The organism is Rubricoccus marinus (assembly GCF_002257665.1).
Taxonomy (GTDB): Bacteria; Bacteroidota; Rhodothermia; order Rhodothermales; family Rubricoccaceae; genus Rubricoccus; species Rubricoccus marinus.
This window is the reverse complement of sequence record NZ_MQWB01000001.1, coordinates 1043928-1063230: the sequence shown is the minus strand read 5'-3', so window position 1 is coordinate 1063230 and position 19303 is coordinate 1043928. Positions and strand designations below refer to the sequence as shown.

Annotated in this window: 17 protein-coding genes and 2 tRNA genes; 15 read left to right on the top strand and 4 right to left on the bottom strand. The window is 68.3% G+C overall.

Annotation, left to right across the window (positions count from 1 at the left end; translation table 11 throughout):
- Positions 1 to 2: 2 nt before the first annotated feature.
- From porZ to BSZ36_RS04225, 9 genes are all read left to right on the top strand, one after another.
- Positions 3 to 2387: a type IX secretion system anionic LPS delivery protein PorZ gene (gene porZ, locus BSZ36_RS04265; RefSeq protein ID WP_143536748.1), complete on the top strand. Its 2385-nt coding sequence runs from the start codon at positions 3 to 5 to the stop codon at positions 2385 to 2387.
- 129 nt (positions 2388 to 2516) lie between these two features.
- A tRNA-His gene (locus BSZ36_RS04260) sits at positions 2517 to 2593 on the top strand.
- A gap of 25 nt (positions 2594 to 2618) precedes the next feature.
- Positions 2619 to 2690 (top strand) — tRNA-Glu (locus BSZ36_RS04255).
- Between the two features lie 189 nt (positions 2691 to 2879).
- Positions 2880 to 3548, top strand: coding sequence for a hypothetical protein (locus tag BSZ36_RS04250; protein WP_094546346.1), 669 nt, complete (start codon positions 2880 to 2882; stop codon positions 3546 to 3548).
- A gap of 43 nt (positions 3549 to 3591) precedes the next feature.
- The gene (locus tag BSZ36_RS04245) at positions 3592 to 3936 is read left to right on the top strand and encodes a winged helix-turn-helix domain-containing protein (RefSeq protein WP_094546344.1); all 345 of its coding nucleotides are present in this window, start codon (positions 3592 to 3594) and stop codon (positions 3934 to 3936) included.
- Positions 3937 to 4028: 92 nt separating this feature from the next.
- Positions 4029 to 5354, top strand: a complete 1326-nt coding sequence (locus BSZ36_RS04240) for a DUF4153 domain-containing protein (RefSeq protein ID WP_094546342.1) — start codon at positions 4029 to 4031, stop codon at positions 5352 to 5354.
- A gap of 75 nt (positions 5355 to 5429) precedes the next feature.
- The gene (gene uppS / locus BSZ36_RS04235) at positions 5430 to 6254 is read left to right on the top strand and encodes a polyprenyl diphosphate synthase (RefSeq protein ID WP_094546340.1); all 825 of its coding nucleotides are present in this window, start codon (positions 5430 to 5432) and stop codon (positions 6252 to 6254) included.
- A gap of 3 nt (positions 6255 to 6257) precedes the next feature.
- Positions 6258 to 7031, top strand: a complete 774-nt coding sequence (locus tag BSZ36_RS04230; RefSeq protein WP_094546338.1) for a ferritin-like domain-containing protein — start codon at positions 6258 to 6260, stop codon at positions 7029 to 7031.
- Between the two features lie 89 nt (positions 7032 to 7120).
- Positions 7121 to 8446 (top strand): inner membrane CreD family protein, encoded by a 1326-nt coding sequence (locus tag BSZ36_RS04225; RefSeq protein ID WP_094546336.1) that lies wholly within the window; start codon positions 7121 to 7123, stop codon positions 8444 to 8446.
- A gap of 65 nt (positions 8447 to 8511) precedes the next feature.
- On the opposite strand, the gene BSZ36_RS04220 is transcribed toward BSZ36_RS04225, so the two are convergent.
- A complete protein-coding gene (locus tag BSZ36_RS04220) occupies positions 8512 to 9264 on the bottom strand; it encodes an ABC transporter ATP-binding protein (protein WP_094546334.1) in 753 nt (250 codons plus the stop codon).
- Positions 9265 to 9550: 286 nt separating this feature from the next.
- Here BSZ36_RS04220 and BSZ36_RS04215 point away from each other — a divergent pair, with 286 nt between their 5' ends.
- The 5 genes from BSZ36_RS04215 (at position 9551) to BSZ36_RS04195 (ending at position 16313) form a co-directional block, all read left to right on the top strand.
- Positions 9551 to 11881 (top strand): M1 family metallopeptidase, encoded by a 2331-nt coding sequence (locus tag BSZ36_RS04215; RefSeq protein WP_094546332.1) that lies wholly within the window; start codon positions 9551 to 9553, stop codon positions 11879 to 11881.
- Between the two features lie 148 nt (positions 11882 to 12029).
- Entirely contained in the window at positions 12030 to 12347 is a 318-nt protein-coding gene (locus tag BSZ36_RS04210) for a low molecular weight protein tyrosine phosphatase family protein (protein ID WP_094546330.1), read from the top strand.
- A 113-nt stretch (positions 12348 to 12460) separates the two neighbouring features.
- On the top strand, positions 12461 to 14206 hold the full coding sequence (locus BSZ36_RS04205) for a DEAD/DEAH box helicase (protein ID WP_218827550.1): 1746 nt from the start codon (positions 12461 to 12463) through the stop codon (positions 14204 to 14206).
- A gap of 130 nt (positions 14207 to 14336) precedes the next feature.
- On the top strand, positions 14337 to 15779 hold the full coding sequence (locus BSZ36_RS04200) for a NupC/NupG family nucleoside CNT transporter (RefSeq protein ID WP_094546328.1): 1443 nt from the start codon (positions 14337 to 14339) through the stop codon (positions 15777 to 15779).
- Positions 15780 to 15818: 39 nt separating this feature from the next.
- The gene (locus BSZ36_RS04195; protein ID WP_094546326.1) at positions 15819 to 16313 is read left to right on the top strand and encodes a hypothetical protein; all 495 of its coding nucleotides are present in this window, start codon (positions 15819 to 15821) and stop codon (positions 16311 to 16313) included.
- Positions 16314 to 16560: 247 nt separating this feature from the next.
- Here the strand turns inward: BSZ36_RS04195 and BSZ36_RS04190 are convergent, their stop codons facing one another.
- Positions 16561 to 16938, bottom strand: coding sequence for an ACT domain-containing protein (locus tag BSZ36_RS04190; protein ID WP_218827549.1), 378 nt, complete (start codon positions 16936 to 16938; stop codon positions 16561 to 16563).
- Positions 16935 to 17654, bottom strand: coding sequence for an energy transducer TonB (locus tag BSZ36_RS04185; protein WP_143536747.1), 720 nt, complete (start codon positions 17652 to 17654; stop codon positions 16935 to 16937). The genes BSZ36_RS04190 and BSZ36_RS04185 overlap by 4 nt, the downstream gene beginning before the upstream one ends.
- Positions 17655 to 17793: 139 nt before the next feature.
- Between BSZ36_RS04185 and BSZ36_RS04180 the strand changes: the two genes are divergently transcribed.
- A complete protein-coding gene (locus BSZ36_RS04180) occupies positions 17794 to 18006 on the top strand; it encodes a YgaP family membrane protein (protein ID WP_094546322.1) in 213 nt (70 codons plus the stop codon).
- 48 nt (positions 18007 to 18054) lie between these two features.
- Here BSZ36_RS04180 and chrA read toward each other — a convergent pair whose 3' ends face one another.
- Positions 18055 to 19245: a chromate efflux transporter gene (gene chrA, locus BSZ36_RS04175; protein WP_094551150.1), complete on the bottom strand. Its 1191-nt coding sequence runs from the start codon at positions 19243 to 19245 to the stop codon at positions 18055 to 18057.
- Positions 19246 to 19303 lie beyond the last annotated feature (58 nt).

The window sequence follows — 19303 nt, the reverse complement described above, 5'->3', positions numbered from 1 at the left end:
GCTTGAGCCTTCGCTACGCCGTCTCCTCCGGTTTGCTCATGCGGCTCCGCCTCGCGTTCACTCTTCTGCTGGCTTGTCTCGCCGGCGGTTCCTCCGTTGCCCAGACGTGGCAGGCTTACCCCGCCTACCGCGACGTTCGGGCGGTCGCGGCCTCTGGCGACGCCATCTGGGCCGCAACCCCGGCCGGCATCTTCGCCGTCTCTACCGCCGATGGCGCCTTCGAGCGGTACACGACCGTCGACGGCATCACGGGCGGTCAGGTCCGCGCCCTTGCTGTCGATGAGAACGGCCGCGTGTGGGCCGGCTACGCCGATGGCACGCTGGACCGCATTGACCCGGCCTCTGGCGAGGTGCGGACGTTTTTCGACATTCAGCGCGCCGATCAGTACACGAGCCGGGGCGTCAACCGCATCCGCCCCCGAGGCCAAACGCTCCTGATCGGGACCGACTTCGGGCTCGTGATCTGGGACCTCGCGCGCGACGAAGTGCGCCAGACCGCCTCGCGACTGGGCAGCTTGGACGCGGCGACGCCTGTCAACGATGTGATCGTGGCGCCAGCGGCCAATGCCAGCGGCGACGCTTACTGGCTCGCGACGGACGAGGGCATCGTAAGCGCGCCTCTGGCGACCTCCAACCTCCAGATCCCATCAGCGTGGACGATAGAGGACGGGTTTAGAAACGAAGCCTACTCGCTCGTCGCATACGACGGCACGGTCTGGGCCGGGGGGCGGCCGGGTGGTCCGTTCGGGGATCTCTACCGGCGCGCAGCCTCTGGCGAGTGGCAGCGCCAACTCTTCGTGGACCAGACCCTTTCCGATCTCGTCGTCGTGGACGGCACGCTTGCGGTCCTGGATCAAGGCTCGTCTCGCACGTTCCTCGTGCGGCCCGGAGCACCGCTCCGCACCTTCAACGCTTCGCCAGAGGCCATTCGGCATCAATCCCTGGCGCTTGGACCGGACGGGCGCCTGTGGGTCGGAGATGCCGGGGTCGGGCTGTTCCAGTACCCCCCGCTCCCCTCTTCCGACGGGACGCTCGTGGTGTCTCCCGATCCGAGGCTTCCGAGCGGTCCGTTTACGAACAGCATCGTCAGCGTCGATGTCGGCCGCAATGGCCGCATCTGGACAGCGTCGGGTACGGCCGCCGTTGGCGTCTCCGGCGCCGCCGCCGTCAACTGGTTTGAGGATGGCATGTGGACCACACTGCGCACGGACGAGACGGCGCTTCCCAGCACCTCATTTAAGCGGATCGTCACCCGATCAGAAGGAGGCGCGCTCGCCGGGACCGATGGCCTCGGACTCGCTGTGATTAGTGAGGACGGCGACGTAACGGTTTTCGACCGCAGCAACTCCACCCTGTTGGGCGCGACGGGCGCCCAGAACTTCCTCGTCATCTCGGACATGATCCGCGAAGGAGACCGCTGGTGGATCGTCAACAAGAGCAGCCCGCTCCCGCTCCACTCCTTCCCGGGCACCGCTGACGCGACGCGAGCCGATTGGAACGGCCTTCCCCCGCCGCCCGGCGGCCCCTCGGGCATCGGCGCCGATGCTATCGAGTTGGACAACTTCGGGCAGAAGTGGCTCGCGATGGGCCCGCAGGGGCTCATGGTGTGGGACACCGGCAGCGATCCGCTGAGCCCGGCCGACGACCGCGGCCGCGTGTTCACGACAGGCTTTAACGGCCAGGGCCTGCCCAACGGGAACGTGACCTCGCTCGTTCGGGATTTGGAAGGGCGGATATGGATCGGCACGCGCCGCGGGCTCGCCGTCATCTTCTCGCCAGGCTCCGCGTTCGGCGCAGACAACGCCCTCGCCGAGCCCGTCTGGCCCACTACCGGAGACGGCGAGGGCCTGGATTACCTCTTGCGCGACGCCGACATCAAAGACCTCGCGCTGGACCCTGCCGGCCGCATCTGGGTGTCCACCACGACGGGCGCATTCTTGCTCACGCCAGAGGGCGACGGCATCCAACTCCGCCTCGGCGCTGACGGCACCCCGCTCCCTACGGATGACATCATTGACATTGAGGTGGACGCCAGCACCGGCCTCGTGTACATCGTGACCGCGAACGGGCTCTACTCCTACAAGGGGGACGCGACGGGACCGGATCTCGATTCCGAAGCGCTCCGCCTCTCGCCGAACCCGTACCGCCCGTCCGAGCACGCCCGCGTGACCATCGCGGGCATCAACGCACCCACAAGCCGCGTCCGCGTGCTCACCCTGGACGGACGCGTGGTGTACGAAAGCGACAGCGTGTTCGGCGGCTCGTTTCAATGGGACGGCCGCGACGCGCGCACCGGCGACCTCGTGCCGTCGGGCGTGTATATCGTTGCCGCCTCTGGCGTCAACGGCGAAGGGACGCTGTACGGCAAGGTGGCCGTGCTCCGCTAGACCGGCTGGCTCAAACACTCCGTCCTCTGGCGCCGCGACTGCTAGATCATCGTTCAGAGTTTCTTCGTGCGAGGCCCCCGAGAGTGTCTGTACCTTTTCGGCACGTTCCGCCCCAAGCGGGATGCCATGGTGGGTGTAGCTCAATTGGTTAGAGCGCCAGTTTGTGGTACTGGAGGTCGCGGGTTCGATTCCCGTCATCCACCCCAGTCAGGGCCCCGGCCCTGACGCCCTGCCGCGTTCGTCTAACGGTTAGGACGCCAGGTTTTCATCCTGGTAATAGGGGTTCGATTCCCCTACGCGGTACCTCAGCGGCCCGTCCCCTTCCGGACGGGCCGCTTTGGGTTTAGGCCTCTGGCGCGGCGCCAGCGGTGCGGTGGTAGGCCTGGGACGCCAGAGGCCCGAAACAAAGAAGAGAGCGTTGCGCAAGCGATCCGCCCTTTGACTTGACAACGCAAAGTGCTTTCACTACAATGAATACAGATCGTGAACACCATGCCTCAGGACCGTCCCCCGCTCCGCCGCTCTCAACCCGCCGCCCGTCCCGAGGCCGCGGCGCATGCGCACCTCCGGTTTATCCGCGAGACGATGGCCCGGACCGGGACGTTTACCGCCGTCCCCGGCTGGGGCGGTGTCGCGATGGGTGGAACGGCAGTCGCGGCTGCGTGGATCGCCCACCAGCAGCCGACCGTCAGCGCATGGCTGGCCGTGTGGGCCGCCGAGGCGCTAATCGGGTTTCTGATTGGTCTGTGGGCGACGCTCCTCAAAGCGCGCCGTTCGTCTGCACCCGTGCTGAGTGGGCAGGGACGCAAGTTTTTCCTGGGGCTCCTGCCCGCCGTCCTCGTCGGCGTGGCGCTGACCCTCGCCGTGTACGGGTTCGAACTCGACCCGACCTCGAAGTACGATCCGCGGTCGATCCCCGTCGTCAGTTCGCTGAGCCTGCACCTCCTCCCGGGCATCTGGTTGCTGTGCTACGGCGCCGGCGTCGCGGCAGCGGGGACGTTCTCGGTTCGCCTCGTGCCCATGATGGGGACGGCGTTCATGCTGATCGGCGCGATCGCGCTTCTTGCGCCGTCGGGCTGGGGCGACGCGTTTCTCGCGCTCGGCTTCGGCGGCATCCACGTCGTTTTCGGCGCGCTCATCGTGCGCAAGCACGGCGGCTAGCCTCTGGCGCCAGAGGCCCCTCCCCCTTCCGTTTCATCCTGACATGGCCATCCGACGTACCACACGATCCACCGCAGCCTCTGGCGTCGCTAGCGGCGTGCCCGACCTCGACCCGGTGATTCACCAGCGGGTGAGATTGGGGATCGTGAGCGCCCTCGCGGCGGGTGGCGCGACGAGCTTTACCGACCTCAAGGCCGTGTTGGAGTTGACCGACGGCAACCTCTCCGTCCACGCGCGAAAGCTGGAAGAGGCCGGATACCTCCGCGTCACGAAGTCCTTCGTAGACCGGATGCCCCACACCGAGTTCGACCTGACTGACGCGGGCCGGGCCGCGCTCGCGAGCTATCTGGACCAGATGGAAGCCGTCATCCAGGCCGCGAGGCCATAGCGAGCGACCAATGGGCCTCTGGCGCCAGAGGCTCAAACGAGACACCACACTTTGCACGTCGCGCCCCAACTTTGCATTTCAAACCACTTCACATGGACCCCTCCCACCTCCTCAACTACTTGGACGCCCCGCCGACGTTGGAGCGCCTGTACCGGGACGATCCACACGCGTTTGCGCGCGCTTTCTCGGCTGCTTGGGACTCCCACTCTGCCGAGCCCGGCCTCGCCTTCTGGCACGCCCGGTTGGATGCCGAGGGCTTACTCACCGCGCAACCTCTGGCGCCAGGGGCCGAATCCACGTGGCGCTGGGCGGAAGTGCTGAGCGCCGAGCGCGCACGTGGGCTCCTGGGGTGGGCCGTCGGACTCATCGTGCTGGCGGTTTTGTGGTTCAAGCTCCCGGAGCTTCTCGGATGGACGAGCTGGGAAGGCCCACGCAGCAACCGAATGCGAGCCGACCATTTCCACCAGCGGTTCGCACCGTTCTACGTGCTGTTCCCGGTCCTCGTGCTCCTGGCGCGGCGCTACCGACCATCCACGCAGAGCATGCTCACGGCCGGGAGCGTCGTGGCCGCTCTGCTCGCTATCCAGGCGTTCAGGCCTCTGGCGGACCTGAGCACGGAAGCGGAAGGCGTGGCGTGGCTTTCGGTTCTCCACCTGCCGACTCTGCTTATAGCGGTGGGGTCCGCGCTCGCCCTCGGGCGCCAATGGCGGTCGGTCGAGGGGCGGATGGGCTACCTACAACTTGTCGGTGAGGGCGCTGCGCTGGCGATTCCGCTCCTGATCGTCGGCGCGCTGCTCACCGGATTAACGGCGGCGCTATTCGAGGCGATCGACATCGAAGCGTGGCACGTGTTGGGAGAATGGGTCGTCCCGGCCGGGCTTCTCGGCGTGCTGCCCATCGGCTTGCTTCTGGCGGGCCAACGTCCCGAGAGCGCGCGGTTGGCGCCGCTCGTCGCCCGCGTCTTCGGCCCGATGGCGCTTGCCGTGCTGACGGTCTACTTCCCGTTTCTGCTCCTCAGCGGCGAGCTGAACGACCGTGACACGCTGCTGACCCTCAACATCGCGCTGATCGCCGTTCTGGGGCTCGTGCTTCTCATCGAGGCCGAGCGCCCGGACGTAGAGAAGCATTGGACGGACTGGGTCGGGGCGGGACTCGTAACGCTCGCCCTAGCGGCCGACCTCACCGCCTTCGCGTTTGTTGCCGGGCGGCTCGCCGAGGGCGGGTTCACGCCCAACCGGCTCGCCGTCGTCGGCTTCAACGCGCTGATCGCGGTTCACTTCGCGGGCATGGTGCTCCCCCTCTGGCGCCGGCTCGCGGGCAACGGCTCCGCGCCCGTCGAGGCATGGACGGCGCGGTACCTCACGGTCTACACGATCTGGAGCGCGTCGGTTGTGCTCCTCTTCCCCTTCCTCTTCTAACCCCTCGGACCTCTGGCGCGATGCGTTCTCGCCAGAGGCCGATCTCAGATTCCTCTCACGCCTCCAAACTTTGAAATGCAAACCACTCTTCGCAAAGGACTCCACGTCGCGCTCGTCATGGACGGCAACGGCCGATGGGCCGAGCAACGCGGCCTCCCCCGGACAGAAGGGCACCGCGCCGGCGTCGAGGCCGTGCGCCGTGTCGTGCGTGCCGCGCCGGCCTCTGGCGTGACCACGCTCACGCTCTACGCCTTCTCGTCAGACAACTGGAAGCGCCCACGCGCCGAGGTGACGGCTTTGATGGGCCTGTTCGGCCTCGGCCTCCGCCGCGAGGTGCCCGAGCTCAAAGCCTCTGGCGTGCGCCTGACCGCCATCGGCCGCCGCGACCGGCTGCCCGGCACGATCCGCTCCGCCCTCGCCCGCGCCGAGTGGGAAACGCGCCACGGCACGCGCCTGCACCTCCGCCTCGCGCTGGACTACTCCTCGCGAGACGCCCTGTGCCGCGCCGCAACCGACCTCGCCTCTGGCGCACGCGCGGCCTCGCCAGAGGCGTGCGCCGTCACGCGCGAAGACATGGAGGCCGCGCTCGGACGTGCACTCCACCCGGACGGCGTGGACGCCTGCCCCGTCGATCTCTTCGTGCGCACAAGCGGCGAGCGCCGCCTGAGCGACTTCCTCCTCTGGGAGCTGGCCTACGCCGAGCTCCTCTTCCTCGCCCTCCCCTGGCCCGACGTGACCGGCGAGACGCTCGCCGACGCCGTGGCGGACTTCCGCTCCCGCCAGAGGCGCTTTGGCGGCCTCGCTCCCTCAAGCGCCGCCCAGGCCTCTGGCGCCTCGGCTTCCAACGCCCCAGTGCCCAACACGCCAGCCTCTGGCGCCCTCGCTCACCTCGCCGCCTGATCCATGCCCCGCCTCCGTACCTCCGCCGACTGGCGCGACATCTTCGCGCGCAACACCACCGCCGACCGCCCCATTCCGTGGGACGAGCCCATCCGATGGACGCCAGAGGACCGGCGCGCCATCGTCGCCTCTATCCAGGAATTCCAGTTGGGTGAGCAGTCCGAAGGCCGCTACCTCCGCCTGTGCGCGGACCGATACGCCGCCCGAACGGGCGACGTGGACTACCCGAAAGCGATGCGCCTCTTCGTCGGTGAAGAGGTCCGGCACGCGGCCGAGTTGGCGCGCCTGCTCACGGGCGCAGGCGAACGCCTCAAAACGACCACACCTCTAGACGGCGCCTTCCGCATCGTCCGCAAGCTCGGGTCTGGGGACGGTCTGGAGGTGTGCCTCCGCGTGCTCGTGACCGCCGAAATCGTAGCCCTCTCCTACTACGCCGCCTTGCGCGACGCCACCGAGTGCCCGGTGACGCGGGCGCTCTGCACCCAGATCCTGCGCGACGAGTCCGCCCACGTCCGATTCCACGCCGAGCGTCTCGCGCTCTTCCAGGCTGCCCGCTGGCCTCTGGCGCGAGGCATCGTCCGCGCTGCCCATCGCGCGCTGATGGCGGGCACCACGCTCGCCGTCTGGGCGGGCGCGCACCGCCGCGTGTTCCGCCGCGCCGGGCTCTCCTACGCCGACGTCGCAACAGACACGTCCCGCGCGCTCTCCCGCCGCGTCTTGCGTGTCGAGGCCGACGCGCACGCCCCCATCCCCTCCGCGCTCCCCATCGCGGCCTGATCGCCTCCGGCGCCAGAGGCCCACTCCCCCGCTCTCACCTCCAGCGTCCCCGCCAGAGGCCCCGTCACCCCACCGGATTCCCCGCTCCCATGACCAAACGCATCTTTGCCATCTCGTTCATCTTTATCTGCTGCTGCGTCGCCTGGACAATGCTCGGCGCGACGGTCGTCGAGCGCACGCACTCGCAAGACCGCGACATGCAGCTGGCCGTCGGCCGCCTGTGGGGCGGCGAGCAGGTCCAGTTCTCACCTGCTGTCTCTCGCGTCGAGACCGTTTTGGAAAACGTGACACGGCCCAAGGAAGGCGCACCCGGGGAGACCGAAACCAAAGCCGAAATGCGCGAGGTGTGGAACGCGACGAGCGCGACGAGCAGCCGCATCCGGACCCAGGTGGAACTGGAGCACCGGCGCAAGGGGCTCCTCTGGTACCCCACGTACGACATCGCGTTCGAGGGCCGCTACGGCATTGAGAACGAGACCGAGAAGCCGGCGACGTACGACTTCCGCTTCCGCCTCCCGTCGCAAGCGGCCGTCTTCGGCGACGTGGAGTTGCTCGTCAACGGCGACTCCGCCGAGGCCAGCGTCGACGGCGGCGCCCTCGCGCACAGGCTGGAGCTAGAGCCCGGCGAGAGCGCGGAGATCCACGTCGGCTACACGTCGCAAGGGACGGGTACGTGGCGCTACGAACTCTCCCCGACCGCCTCTGCTCAGGAATTCGCCTCTGGCGCCAGAGGCCCGGCCGGCGGCGTGGCGACGATCCGCGACTTCGCGCTGACGATGACGACGGACTTCGCCGACGTGGACTTCCCTCCTGGCACGCTGTCCCCGACGGAGAAGCGCAAAACCGGCAAGGGCTGGTCGCTGGCCTGGGACAAGGGCACGCTCGTCACCGACGCCGCGATCGGGATGGCGATGCCGCAGAAGCTCAACCCCGGCCCGTGGGTAAGCCGCGTGACGTTTTTCGCGCCGGTGAGCCTGTTCCTGTTCTTCTTCGCCGTCTTCGTGCTCACGCTCCTGCGCGGCGTGCGGCTCCACCCGATGCACTACTTCTTCCTGGGGGCGGCCTTTTTCGCCTTCCACCTGCTTCTGGCGTACTCGGTGGACCACCTGAGCGTGGGTGTGGCGCTCGTGATCTCGTCAGTTGTGAGCATGGGCCTCGTGGTGAGCTACATGCGGCTGGTGAGCGGGCTGCGGTTCGCGCTCGTCGAAGTCGGCGGGGCACAACTGGTGTACCTCGTCGGCTTCGCGTGCACCTTCTTCCTAGAGGGCTTTACCGGCCTGGCCGTCACGCTGCTCTCCATCGCGACACTGTTCATCGTCATGCAGGCCACCGGCCGCATCGACTGGGAAACGCTCCTGGCGCGTCCCGACGAGCCGCCGGTCCGACGCAGCCAGCCGGCGGTTAGCGCGAGCTAGCGGCGCCTCGGGCGCTCTCCCATCGCGGCCTCTGGCGAAGCGTTGCGCCAGAGGCCGATGTGCGTTTAGCGACCGGGCGTGCGGCGCTCCGCCGTGACCTCGCCAGAGGCGAGACGGAACACCACGTCGGCACGGTTCAGCGTGCTCTCGTCGTGCGTGACCATGAGGAGTGTGCGGCCTCTGGCGCGCGTCATGCGCTCCAAGAGGTCGAGGATGACGAGGCCCGTATCGCCGTCCAAGTCGCCCGTTGGCTCATCGGCGAGGACGAGCGACGGCTCATGCGCGAGCGCCCGCGCGATGGCGACGCGTTGCTGCTCGCCACCGGAGAGCCGGTCTGGAAACGCCGCCGCGCGGTCGGCGAGCCCCACCTCCTCCAAGAGCGCGTGCGCGCGGTCGCGAGCCTGGGGCGCGGCGACGCCGTTAAGGTCCAAGAGGAAGCGGACGTTTTCCTCGACCGTCAGCGTGGGCACGAGGTTGTAGAACTGGAAGATGAACCCGAGGTGCTGGCGCCGGAACAGCGTCCGGTCGCGCTCGCTCAGCTTCTCCAGGTGCGTGCCGTCCACGACGACCTCGCCGCCGTCCGGCTGGTCGATCCCCGAAATGAGATTGAGCAGCGTGCTCTTGCCCGCGCCGGACTTGCCGACAAGGGCGCCCAACGCACCACGCTCCAGTTGCAGATCGGCACCCGCGAGCACGTCGCGGAAGCCGGCGCCTTCGGCGTAGCGCTTGGTCACGCCGCGAAGGTTGAGCACGAGGTCGCCAGAGGCTGCGGAGGTCGAAGCCGCGCCAGAGGCGGGCGTGGGGAACGCGTCGGTCATGCGCGATGGACCGCTGCGCGCGCGCGGGGTTTCGGACGCCTCTGGCGCAGCCCCTGCCCGCACGAGGGCGGGCGGGGGGTTGCCCTCTCAACGTCCGGCTCCACAGCTTCTGTCGTAGGCCCTTCGCACGGTCTTCCCCGGCACGCCTGCACCCTTGTGCCCAAGCGGCCCGTTTCCGCCATTCCCTGACGCCGTGCCCGTCCGACGCCCGCCTAGCTTGGCGCCTCTGGCGCCAGAGGCCCCTTTCGGGTCCCCGCGTCCGTTCCTGTTCCCCTTCTCCTCCTCCATGCGACTCCGCACACTCCTCGTCCTCCTCCTCGCCTTCGCTGCCACAGGCGCGTGGGCGCAAAACGCCGCTGGCGTCTGGACGTTCGACCTCATCAACCCCGAAGCCAACGAAGCCGTCGACTCCGGCTTTCTGGTGATCGCGCCCCCCGGCGAAGACGGGCGCATGACGCTCGACGGCCAGGGCCTGGACGCGACGCTTACCGGCACCACCCTCACGGATTCCGACGGCACCTTCAGCTACGCGGGCACCTTCGAGGTCGGCGGTGCCGGACCTCCGTTCAGCCTCAGCGGCACCGTCGACGGCGACGAGATGACCGCCACGCTCGTGCTCGGCAACAGCACGCTCACCATCGAGGCCGGGCGCATCGACATGGAGACGATGGAGGAGGCGATCGCCGAGGCCGCGCCGCCCATCGAGCCGGTCAAGGATCTCTTCGAGCCGTTCCAGCTGCCCACGCCCAACGTGTACCGCAGCGCCAGCGGCCGCCCAGGACCGCAGTACTGGCAGCAGGAGGCGGATTACAAGATCGCGGTGAGCCTGGACCCGTCCACGCACATCGTCTCGGGTGAGGTCGTCCTCAGCTACACCAACAACAGCCCGGAGGACCTGGACAAGATGTGGTTCCAGCTGGAGCAGAACCTGTTCGTGCCCACCAGCCGCGGCGCCAGCGCCGGGAGCCGCGCCGACGGCGCCTCGCTGGACGAGCGCAACGGCTACCGCCTCGGCACCATCACCGTGGACGGCCGCACCGTCACGCCGTTCGTGGACGACACGCGCATGCGTCTCGACCTGCCCGAGCCTTTGGAGGCCTCTGGCGGCGAGACCGAGGTCCGCATCCCGTTCAGCTTCCGCGTACCCGAGGGCCCTGGCACGCCCCGCATGGGCCGCCTGGACGTCGCCGATGGCACCATCTACAGCATGGCGCAGTGGTACCCGCGCGTGACCGTCTTCGACGACGTGAACGGCTGGAACAACCTCCCCTACCTCGGCAGCGGCGAGTTTTACCTGGAGTACGGCGACTTCGACCTCGCGCTCACCGTCCCGGCCAACATGGAGGTCGTCTCCACCGGCGCGCTCCAGAACCCGAACGACGTGTACTCCCGCGAGCAGCGCCAGAGGCTGGAGCGCGCCCGCACGTCTAGCGAGCGCGTGTACATCGCGACAGAAGACGAGATCGGTCAGCCTGGAGCCCGCTCCGGCATGACCACGTGGCGCTTCCGCGCCGAGAACGTGCGCGACGTGGCCTGGGGCGCCAGCGCCGCCTTTATCGTGGACGCCGCCAACGCGCCGGTCCAGATGGCGGACGGCTCCACCAACAACGTGCTCATCATGAGCGCCTACCCGAAGGAGGGCCTCGGCACGCCAGAGGAGCCCGGATGGGAAGAGGCCACGCACTTCGGCAAGGCTTCCATCGAGAACAACTCGTACTGGTATCCCTACCCCTACCCGGTCGCGATCTCGGTCGCGAGCCACATCGGCGGCATGGAGTACCCCATGATCCACTTCTCGTCGGTTCGCAGCCGCCACTTCAGCCTCTTCGGCGTCGTGGACCACGAGTTGGGCCACAACTGGTTTCCCATGATCGTGGGCTCCGACGAGCGCCGCCACGCGTGGATGGACGAGGGCTTCAACACGTTTATCAACGGCCCCTCGGCGATCCAGTACTACAACGAGAACCCGGACACCAGCATCGCGGGATACGGCCAGGCCGAGCGTACGCAGGGCGTTCAGCTGCTCCAGCCAGACACCTTCGCGCGGCTTACCGGCTCCTTCGGTAGCGGTGACGACGAGATCCTGACCTACGCCGACCAGCTCTCGGGCCAGGAAGGCGGCTGGAACAGCTACTTCAAGCCCGGCATGGGCCTGAGCCTGCTCCGCACGGCCGTTCTCGGCGAGGAGCGCTTCGACCGCGCCTTTAAGGCGTACATCGAGCGCTGGGCCTACAAGCACCCGCAGCCCGCTGACTTTTTCCGCACGATGGAGGACGTGAGTGGCGAGGACCTTGACTGGTTCTGGCGCGGCTGGTTCGACACCGTCCGCACCTACGACGCCGAGATCGACGACGTGGACGTGCAGGACGGCATCGCGCGCGTGACCGTTTCCCACGTCAGCGGTCTCGTCTTCCCGACGACCGTCGAGGTCACCTTCGCCGATGGGTCCACGGCCCGCCTGGCCGTCCCCGTCGAAGGCTTCGGCGTGAGCGAGGAGGTCACGGTTGAGATCCCCACCGACGGCCGCGAGGTCACGATGGCGCAGATCGATCCCGATGGGCTCTACCCCGACGTGGACCGCGAGAACGACGTGTACGTGCTGGAAGAGATGGAGTAGCGCCGAGGCGCACCCGTTCGCTAGAGGCCTGCCTCTGGCGTCTCCGCCCCGCTGGCCGCGTGCCGGCGGGGCGGTTTGCGTTCAGCCCCTGGCGTCCGAGCACACGCCGCGCTCGCGCATGCCGCCAGAGGCCGTCGTAGCCTGTGGGATGCGCGTCCTCTTCGTCTGCTCCCGCAACCGCCTCCGCAGCCCAACCGCCGAGCGCGTGTTCAGCGAGGCCTCTGGCGTCCAGACTCTCAGCGCCGGGACCGCGCCCGACGCCGACGTGCGCGTCTCGCTCGACCTCATCGAGTGGACCGACTGGATCGTGTGCATGGAGCCGCGTCACGCGCGAGCGATCCGCCGCGATTTCGGGCCGCACGTCGCGGGCGTGGAGATCACGACGCTCGGCATCCCGGACGACTACGCGTTCATGGACCCGGCGCTGGTCGACCTCCTGCGCCAGAGGCTGGCGGGGCGGCTGTAGGCCTCTGGCGCCACCCGCGCGGCCCGCGCTCCGGCTTCGCTCGCGCTTCGCCAGAGTGACGCAACGCTGGCGCCCGAGGTGGCATAGGTTCGCGGCCCCTCGTGCTGCCCTCAGTGTCCGACACCCTGCCCGCTCCGTTTATTACCGGCATCCGCCCTCAGGGCGGCTTCCGCCTGCGCGACGGGCAGTCGCAGTTCCTCTCCGCCTGGGCCGGCGCCCTCGCCAGAGGCGAGCGCAACGCGCTGGGCGTCTTCGTGCCGGGCTATGGCAAGACGATCACGGCGCTCGCGAGCTACCTCGTCGCGCGCGAGATGGGCATCGCGAACCGGCTCGTCGTCTTCGTACCGCGCGGCAACCTCCGGGACCAGTACGCCGACGCGCAGGAGCTCGCCTTCGTGTTCCAGAGCCTCGGCAGCACGCCGCCGACGTACTGCGTGGCGGACTCGGACCGGGTGTTCGTCAAGAACCTCCAGACGGAGTTCGTGGTGACCACGTACCAGTACGCTGCGGGCGACCGCGGCAACGAGGCGCTTCTGGAATACTGCCGGCAGTCCAAGGCGCTCTTCGTCTTTGACGAGGTACACCACTTGGCCGACGAGGGCACGTGGGCCACGCGACTCGCCCGGTTCCCCCACGCCGCGAGCGTGGCGCTTTCCGGCACGCCGCTCCGGAGCGACAACAAAACCCTTTTCGGCGTCCCGTTCGACGAGGACGCCGACGGCGTGCAGACCTACCGCGCGCTCCACGAGGTGACGATGCGCGACGCGCACGAGGAAGGCCGCATCCTCAAGCGCGTGGACGCCCACGTGGTGGACTACTCCGTGCGGATGGTCAACACGGAAAGCGGCGAGGAAGTGGACGTGACTCTTTCTGAACTCCGCCAGGAGGTCGAGGCCTCTCGCGACGTGGACACCTACCTCGCGCGGCGCAAGCTCCGCTTTCACGAGGTGTACCTGGACGCCCTCGTGGGCCCGGCGGTGGCACGGTTCCAAGAGAAGCGCGGCGAGTTGGTCCGCGCGCTCGCCAAGTCCGGCAGCCTGCTGGACGGCTGGCGCGATCACCAGATGCTCGTTATCGCGATGAGCAACGCGCACTCCGCCGCCATCTTGGACTACGTCAAGCGCCGCTTCCCCGGCCTCCGCGCCGAGCGAATCGGTCAGGACGTGCCTCTGGCGGAGCGGACGAAACACCTCAACGACTACCGCGAGGGCCGGCTAGACGTGATGGTGCAGGTGGACATGATCGGCGAGGGGACGGACATCAAGCCGATCTCCGTCATCGTCAAAGCCGACCTGGTGCGGGCGCTCAGCAAGACGCTCCAGCAGGTCTTTCGAGGCATGCGCTACGTCCCGAGCTGGCCCGAAGAGGCCAACCGCTGCGACCTCTACGCGGCGGATGACTCGGACGTGGTGGAAACGCTGCGCTGGCTCGCCAGCGAGGAGAAGGTCGGCATCAAGATGCGGAAGGAGTCCAACCGCATCGTGGAACCCGCGGCCATCCCGGACCAACCGGAGCGGAGCGCATGGGCGCTCAAGTCCGTCCGCGACGCCGGGCGGCAGACGCACCGCCAGGAGCAGTTCGGCCGCGCCCGCTCCAGCCGCACGTTCCACGCCGACGCGCCCGCGCCAGAGGCCGCGCCCGTGCAGTTCGACGTGGCCAAAAAAGAGCGCGAGCTCCGCCTCGCCTGCTCCGAGATCGCCAAGGAGCTAGCCTTTGGCATCGACGTGCCTGTGAGCCACGTCCACGCGGCGTGGAAGCGGCAGATCCGCGGGCAGGCGCAAGCAGACGCGAGCGTGGTGGCGTTGGAGAAGAAGAAGACGTGGCTGGAGCGCTGCCTGCGCATGGGGCGGCTGGTGTAGCCTCTGGCGCCAGAGGCCTGATAGGCCGACCGGCGCGGCGGCTGTCTCCTTCACCGACCGCGCCTCTGGCGAGGGCTGAAGCACCGGGTATCTTCGGCGACCTCCCACGACGGCGCCCCAGGCGCATCCCATGGACATCGACTTCCTCACTTCGGCCGGCCGGGGTCTGCTCGGCCTCGTCGGCATCATCGCCATCGCGTTCCTGCTTTCGTCCGACAAGAGGCGCATCAACTGGCGGACGGTCGGCGCTGGGCTGCTGCTCCAGCTCGTCTTCGCGGTCCTCTTCCTCAAGGGCGAGGACTTGGCCGAGACGTTCGCGCCGTTCGGGTGGCCGCGCGCGGCGTTTGCGTGGGTGGCGGGGCTCTTCGTCAAGTTCCTCGCGGCCGTGGAGGCTGGAGCGACGTTCATCTTCGGCACCCTCGCGCTCTCACCGGGGTCTGAGGGCTCATTGGGCTTCTTTTTCTTCGCCTACGTGCTGCCGACCGTGATCGTGTTCGCGTCGCTGATGTCGGTCTTGTACTACCTCGGCATCATGCAGTGGATCGTGCGGGGCGTTTCGTGGGTGGTGCGCCGCGCGCTGGGCACGAGCGGGCCAGAGTCCTTGAGCGTGAGCGCGAACATCTTCGTGGGGCAGACCGAGGCGCCGCTGGTGATCAAGCCGTACATCAAGAACCTCACGCGCTCCGAGCTCATGGCCGTCATGACGGGCGGCATGGCGACCATCGCAGGCGGCGTGCTCGCGAGCTACGTGGCCTTCCTCGGCGAGCGCTACGCGAGCGTGGCCGGCATCGCGGTGGAGGCCGGGCAGCAGCTTTTCGCTGAGCAACTGTTGGGCGCGAGCGTGATGGCGGCGCCCGCGGCCCTCGTCCTCGCGAAGATCCTCATCCCGGAAACGCGCCCCGTGACGGACAGCCTCTCGCCAGAGGCGCACGCCGCCGTCGCCAGCACGGCCTCTGGCGTGGTCCCTGTCACCGACGCCGGTGAGGCGACCCTTCCCGCCACCTCCAGCGACGAGGCGCAAGAGGCCGCCGTGGAGGCGCTGGAGGACGCCGGCCCCAAGAACATCATCGACGCCGCCGCCACGGGCGCGGCCGACGGGATGCAGCTCGCGCTCAACATCGGCGCGATGCTCATCGCCTTTCTCGCGCTCATCGCGATGATCAACGGCATCATCGACTGGAGCGCCGGCTTGTTCGGCTACACGATGACGCTGGAGAGCATCCTCGGCGTCGTGCTCGCGCCTGTCGCGTGGCTCATCGGCGTGCCCACAGCCGACATCACGACGTTTGGCGGACTCCTCGGGACAAAGGTGATCGCCAACGAGTTCGTGGCCTACAGCCAGTTCGCGGACTTGCTCGGGACCGGCGTACTGGACCAGAAGACGATCGTCATGGCGACGTTCGCGCTGTGCGGCTTCGCCAACCTCTCGTCCATCGGCATCCAGATCGGCGGCATCGGGCCTCTGGCGCCGGAGCGGACGGGCGAGATCGCGAGTCTCGGCCTCCGCGCCGTCCTCGCGGGCACGCTCGCGAACCTCATGACCGCCACCATCGCAGGCGTGCTGCTGGGATAGGGATCAGCGATGGAGGGTTCGGGTTCTGCCCATCCCTCCATGCCTCCATCCCCCATCCCTCCCGAGCCCACCCTTCTCGCCGTCGACCTCGGCGTCCGCACCGGCCTCGCGTTTTTCGACGCCAGAGGCCGGCTGCTGTCGTACCGCTCGCAGAACCTGGGCAGCCGGGCGCGGCTCAAGCGGGCCGCGCACTCGCTTCTGGCGGAGACGCCCGAGTTGGAGCGGCTGGTGCTGGAGGGCGGCGGAAACCTCGCCGAGCTATGGAAAGCGGCAGGTCTGCGGCGCGATCTCCGTGTCCGCATCATGGACGCTGGCGTGTGGCGACGAGGCCTGCTCTTACCGCGCGAGAGGCGGTCAGGCGCACTCGCCAAAGAAGCTGCGGACGCCTACGCCCGACGCATCATCACGTGGAGCGAGGCTGCGAACCCAAAGGGAAAGCTCAAGCACGATGTCGCCGAGGCGATCTGCATCGGCCTCTGGGCGTGCGTAGAGGCAGGCTGGCTAGACGGCGTGCCGCCAGAGGTCCGGCGGTAGGGCACGGGAGCGAACCGCGCCTCTTGCGCTGCGGGGGATGCGTACCGAGGGAATGCGTACTGCATGATGCGTAGGGGAGGCCGTACACGCCTCTGGCGGTGGCGCCGAGCAGAGAGCCCCGAGACAACTTCTCGTCCCTCGGCACCAGAGGCCAGGCGGGGAAACGACCTCCCACCGGAACAAAAAAAGCCGCGCCCCTCACGCATTACGCATTACGCATTACGCATTACGCATTACGCATTACGCATTACGCATTACGCACCTCGTGGCCTCTGGCGTGGAGCGCCGCGAAGGCGTCGTCCAGCCGGTCGTCTTTCACCAGCAGCCAGTCCGTGTCGAAGGTGGAGACGACGAAGACGGGGACGCCCGCTTCCGCCAGAGGCTCGGCGAGGCTCGCGAGCACGCCCGTCAGCGCGAAATCGAGCGAGCCGGCGATGGCCATCGCGCGCCAGCCGCGTTCGGCCTGCACGCCCTCCGGCACGGCCTCTTGCGCGCACACGACCGAGAGCTCGGCGCCCGTCCGCGTGACGGACGCCAGAGGCCCGCGCCACATCCACTCCTCCACCTCCGCCTCTGGCGCGAGGCGGCACACCGCCAGAGGCTCCAAGGCGAGCGTCAGCCTCACTCGAAGGGGATCGTCAGGCGGACGTAGTTGGGGATGGCCTTGCCGCCGCGGCGCGGGTCCTCGATGACCCAGGCTGAGGTGTAGGTCGAGGTCGCGGCCTGACGCATCACGAGCGCGTCCAGCGTCGGGTTGACGCTCTCGACGACCTGCACCGCCACAGGCTGCTTGTCCGCGTTGACGTACGTCTGAACGGCGACGCGACCGGTGACGCCTGCGTTCTTGAGGCTGTCCGGGTAGACGGCAGGGGCCGTGGACGAGCCGGGAAGCGCGGTGGACTGGCGGTACGTGGACACGTCCGTGCCATCGCCAAGGAGCGCCTTTTTAACGTCGTTGAGCGCGGTGTTGACCTCGTCCTGGAAGTTGACGTTGGAGTACGAGCGGTCGAGCAGCGGCACGGCCTCGGCCTGGAATAGGCTGTCCACGATCTCGGGCGACGTGCGGTAGAGGTACAGCAGCTCTTCCTTCGCGTAGCGGATCACCTCCGAATCGGTCGAGTCCACGACGCCGATCGCGGCGACGGAGGAGAGGTCGCGGAAGGCGCCGGTCGTGTCGGCGCCCGTGCGGATCCACCGACCGTCGCCGAGGTCTTCCCACCCTTCGGGGGGCTCGATGCCACTACTGGTGTTGCAAGCCGAGAGGCCCGTCACGACCGCGACCACGAGGGCGATAACCGTGAGCACAATGGTTCGGGGCGAGGGCGCGGACGGGAAAGGCACGAGCAGTCGGGCAGGTGAGTGCGCCAAGATACCGGCGCCAGAGGCCGAGCCGAAAGGCCTCGCGCGATGGCCTCTGGCGCGAGAGTCCTCCCGTTCAGTTCCATCATCGTACGTTCACGGTTCACCGCCCCTTCGGACTATGACGACCAACCTCTCTTATCCCGACCGTAAAGTCCGCCTCGTCGCGGCGGGCGTCATCGGCGTCCTGCTCCTGTTCGGCCTGATCGAGAGCACGCTGTTCGCGTGGGTGCTGGGCGTGATCGCCGTCGTGCTGGTTGCGACCGCTGCCGTGGGGTTCTGCCCCCTGTATCGATCCGTTGGACTCTCCACCCTCCCCCGCCGCCGCTCCTGAGCCTCTGGCGCTGAAGCGTTGCGGATCCTCCGCCAGAGGCCTCTCGCGCTAGGCCCAGGCGGAGAGCAGGAAGCCGAGCGCTGCGCCGCCGAGCACGATGTAGACCGCGTTCAGCTTGAACCGGATCACTGCGACGGCAGCAAGCAACGCGATCACGACCGCGGGCCACGACACGAGCACGTCGCGCCCGAGTTGAAGCGTGACGGCGAGCATCAGCGCGACGGCGGCCGCGTTGACGGCGTCTAGAAACGCCGAGAGCCACGCCGACTGCCGCAGGCGCGGGATCAGCGGGTTCAGGATGCCCACGAAAACGAACGACGGCAGAAAGATGCCGAGCGTCGCGACGGCCGCACCGCCGACGCCGAGCACGAGGTAGCCGATAAAGGTGGACGTGGAGAGCACGGGGCCGGGCGTGAACTGCCCGATGGCGATGGCGTCGAGGAGTTGCCCTTGGGTAAGCCAGCCGAGGTCGTCTACGAGCCCACCTTCGAGGAACGCCACGAGCACGTAGCCCGAGCCGTAGAGCACGCTGCCCACCTTCAGGAAGAAGAGGAACAGCTTCCACATCGACACGCTGGACGCCGCGCCCAGGCCGCTGGCGCCAGAGGCGAGGCCCGCGCCGCTGCTCTGCAGAAACAGGATGGGCAACCACCGCGAAGCCGTCCCGCTGTCGCCAGGGGCGACCGCGCGGAGCGCGAGCGCGCCCAGAATGCCCCCCACGAGGAGCGCCCACACTTCCCCTAGACCCGCTAGCACCGCGCTAGCGACGAGAACCGAGATCACCGCCAGAGGCCAGCCTTTGATCGCTTTCTTGCCCAGCTTCCACAGCGCTCCTGCGATAACGGCCAAGACCGCAGGCTTGATACCATACAGGAATGGCTCAACGACGGGCAGCTCGCCGTACTCCACGTACGCCCACGCCGCGAGCCCCGTGAGCAGGACCGCCGGACCGATAAAACACGCGCCCGCCACGAACAGTCCGCGCCACCCCGCACGCTCGTAGCCGACGTGCATCGTCATCTCGGTCGAGTTCGGGCCCGGGATGAGGTTCGTCGCGCCGATCAGGTCCAGGAAGTGCTGGCGCGAGAGCCACCCACGCCGCTCCACCACCTCGTCCTCCATCATCGCGATGTGCGCCGCCGGGCCGCCGAAGGCGATGAACCCGAGCTTGAGGAACAGCCGCGCGACCTCGCCCAGACCGCCAGAGGCTTTCGGCCGCGCCTCTGGCGCAGCTGGCATCGTGGGCTCTGCCTCTGGCGCCAAAGGCGCGTCGCCGGTCTTGCTCATCGCGCTGAAC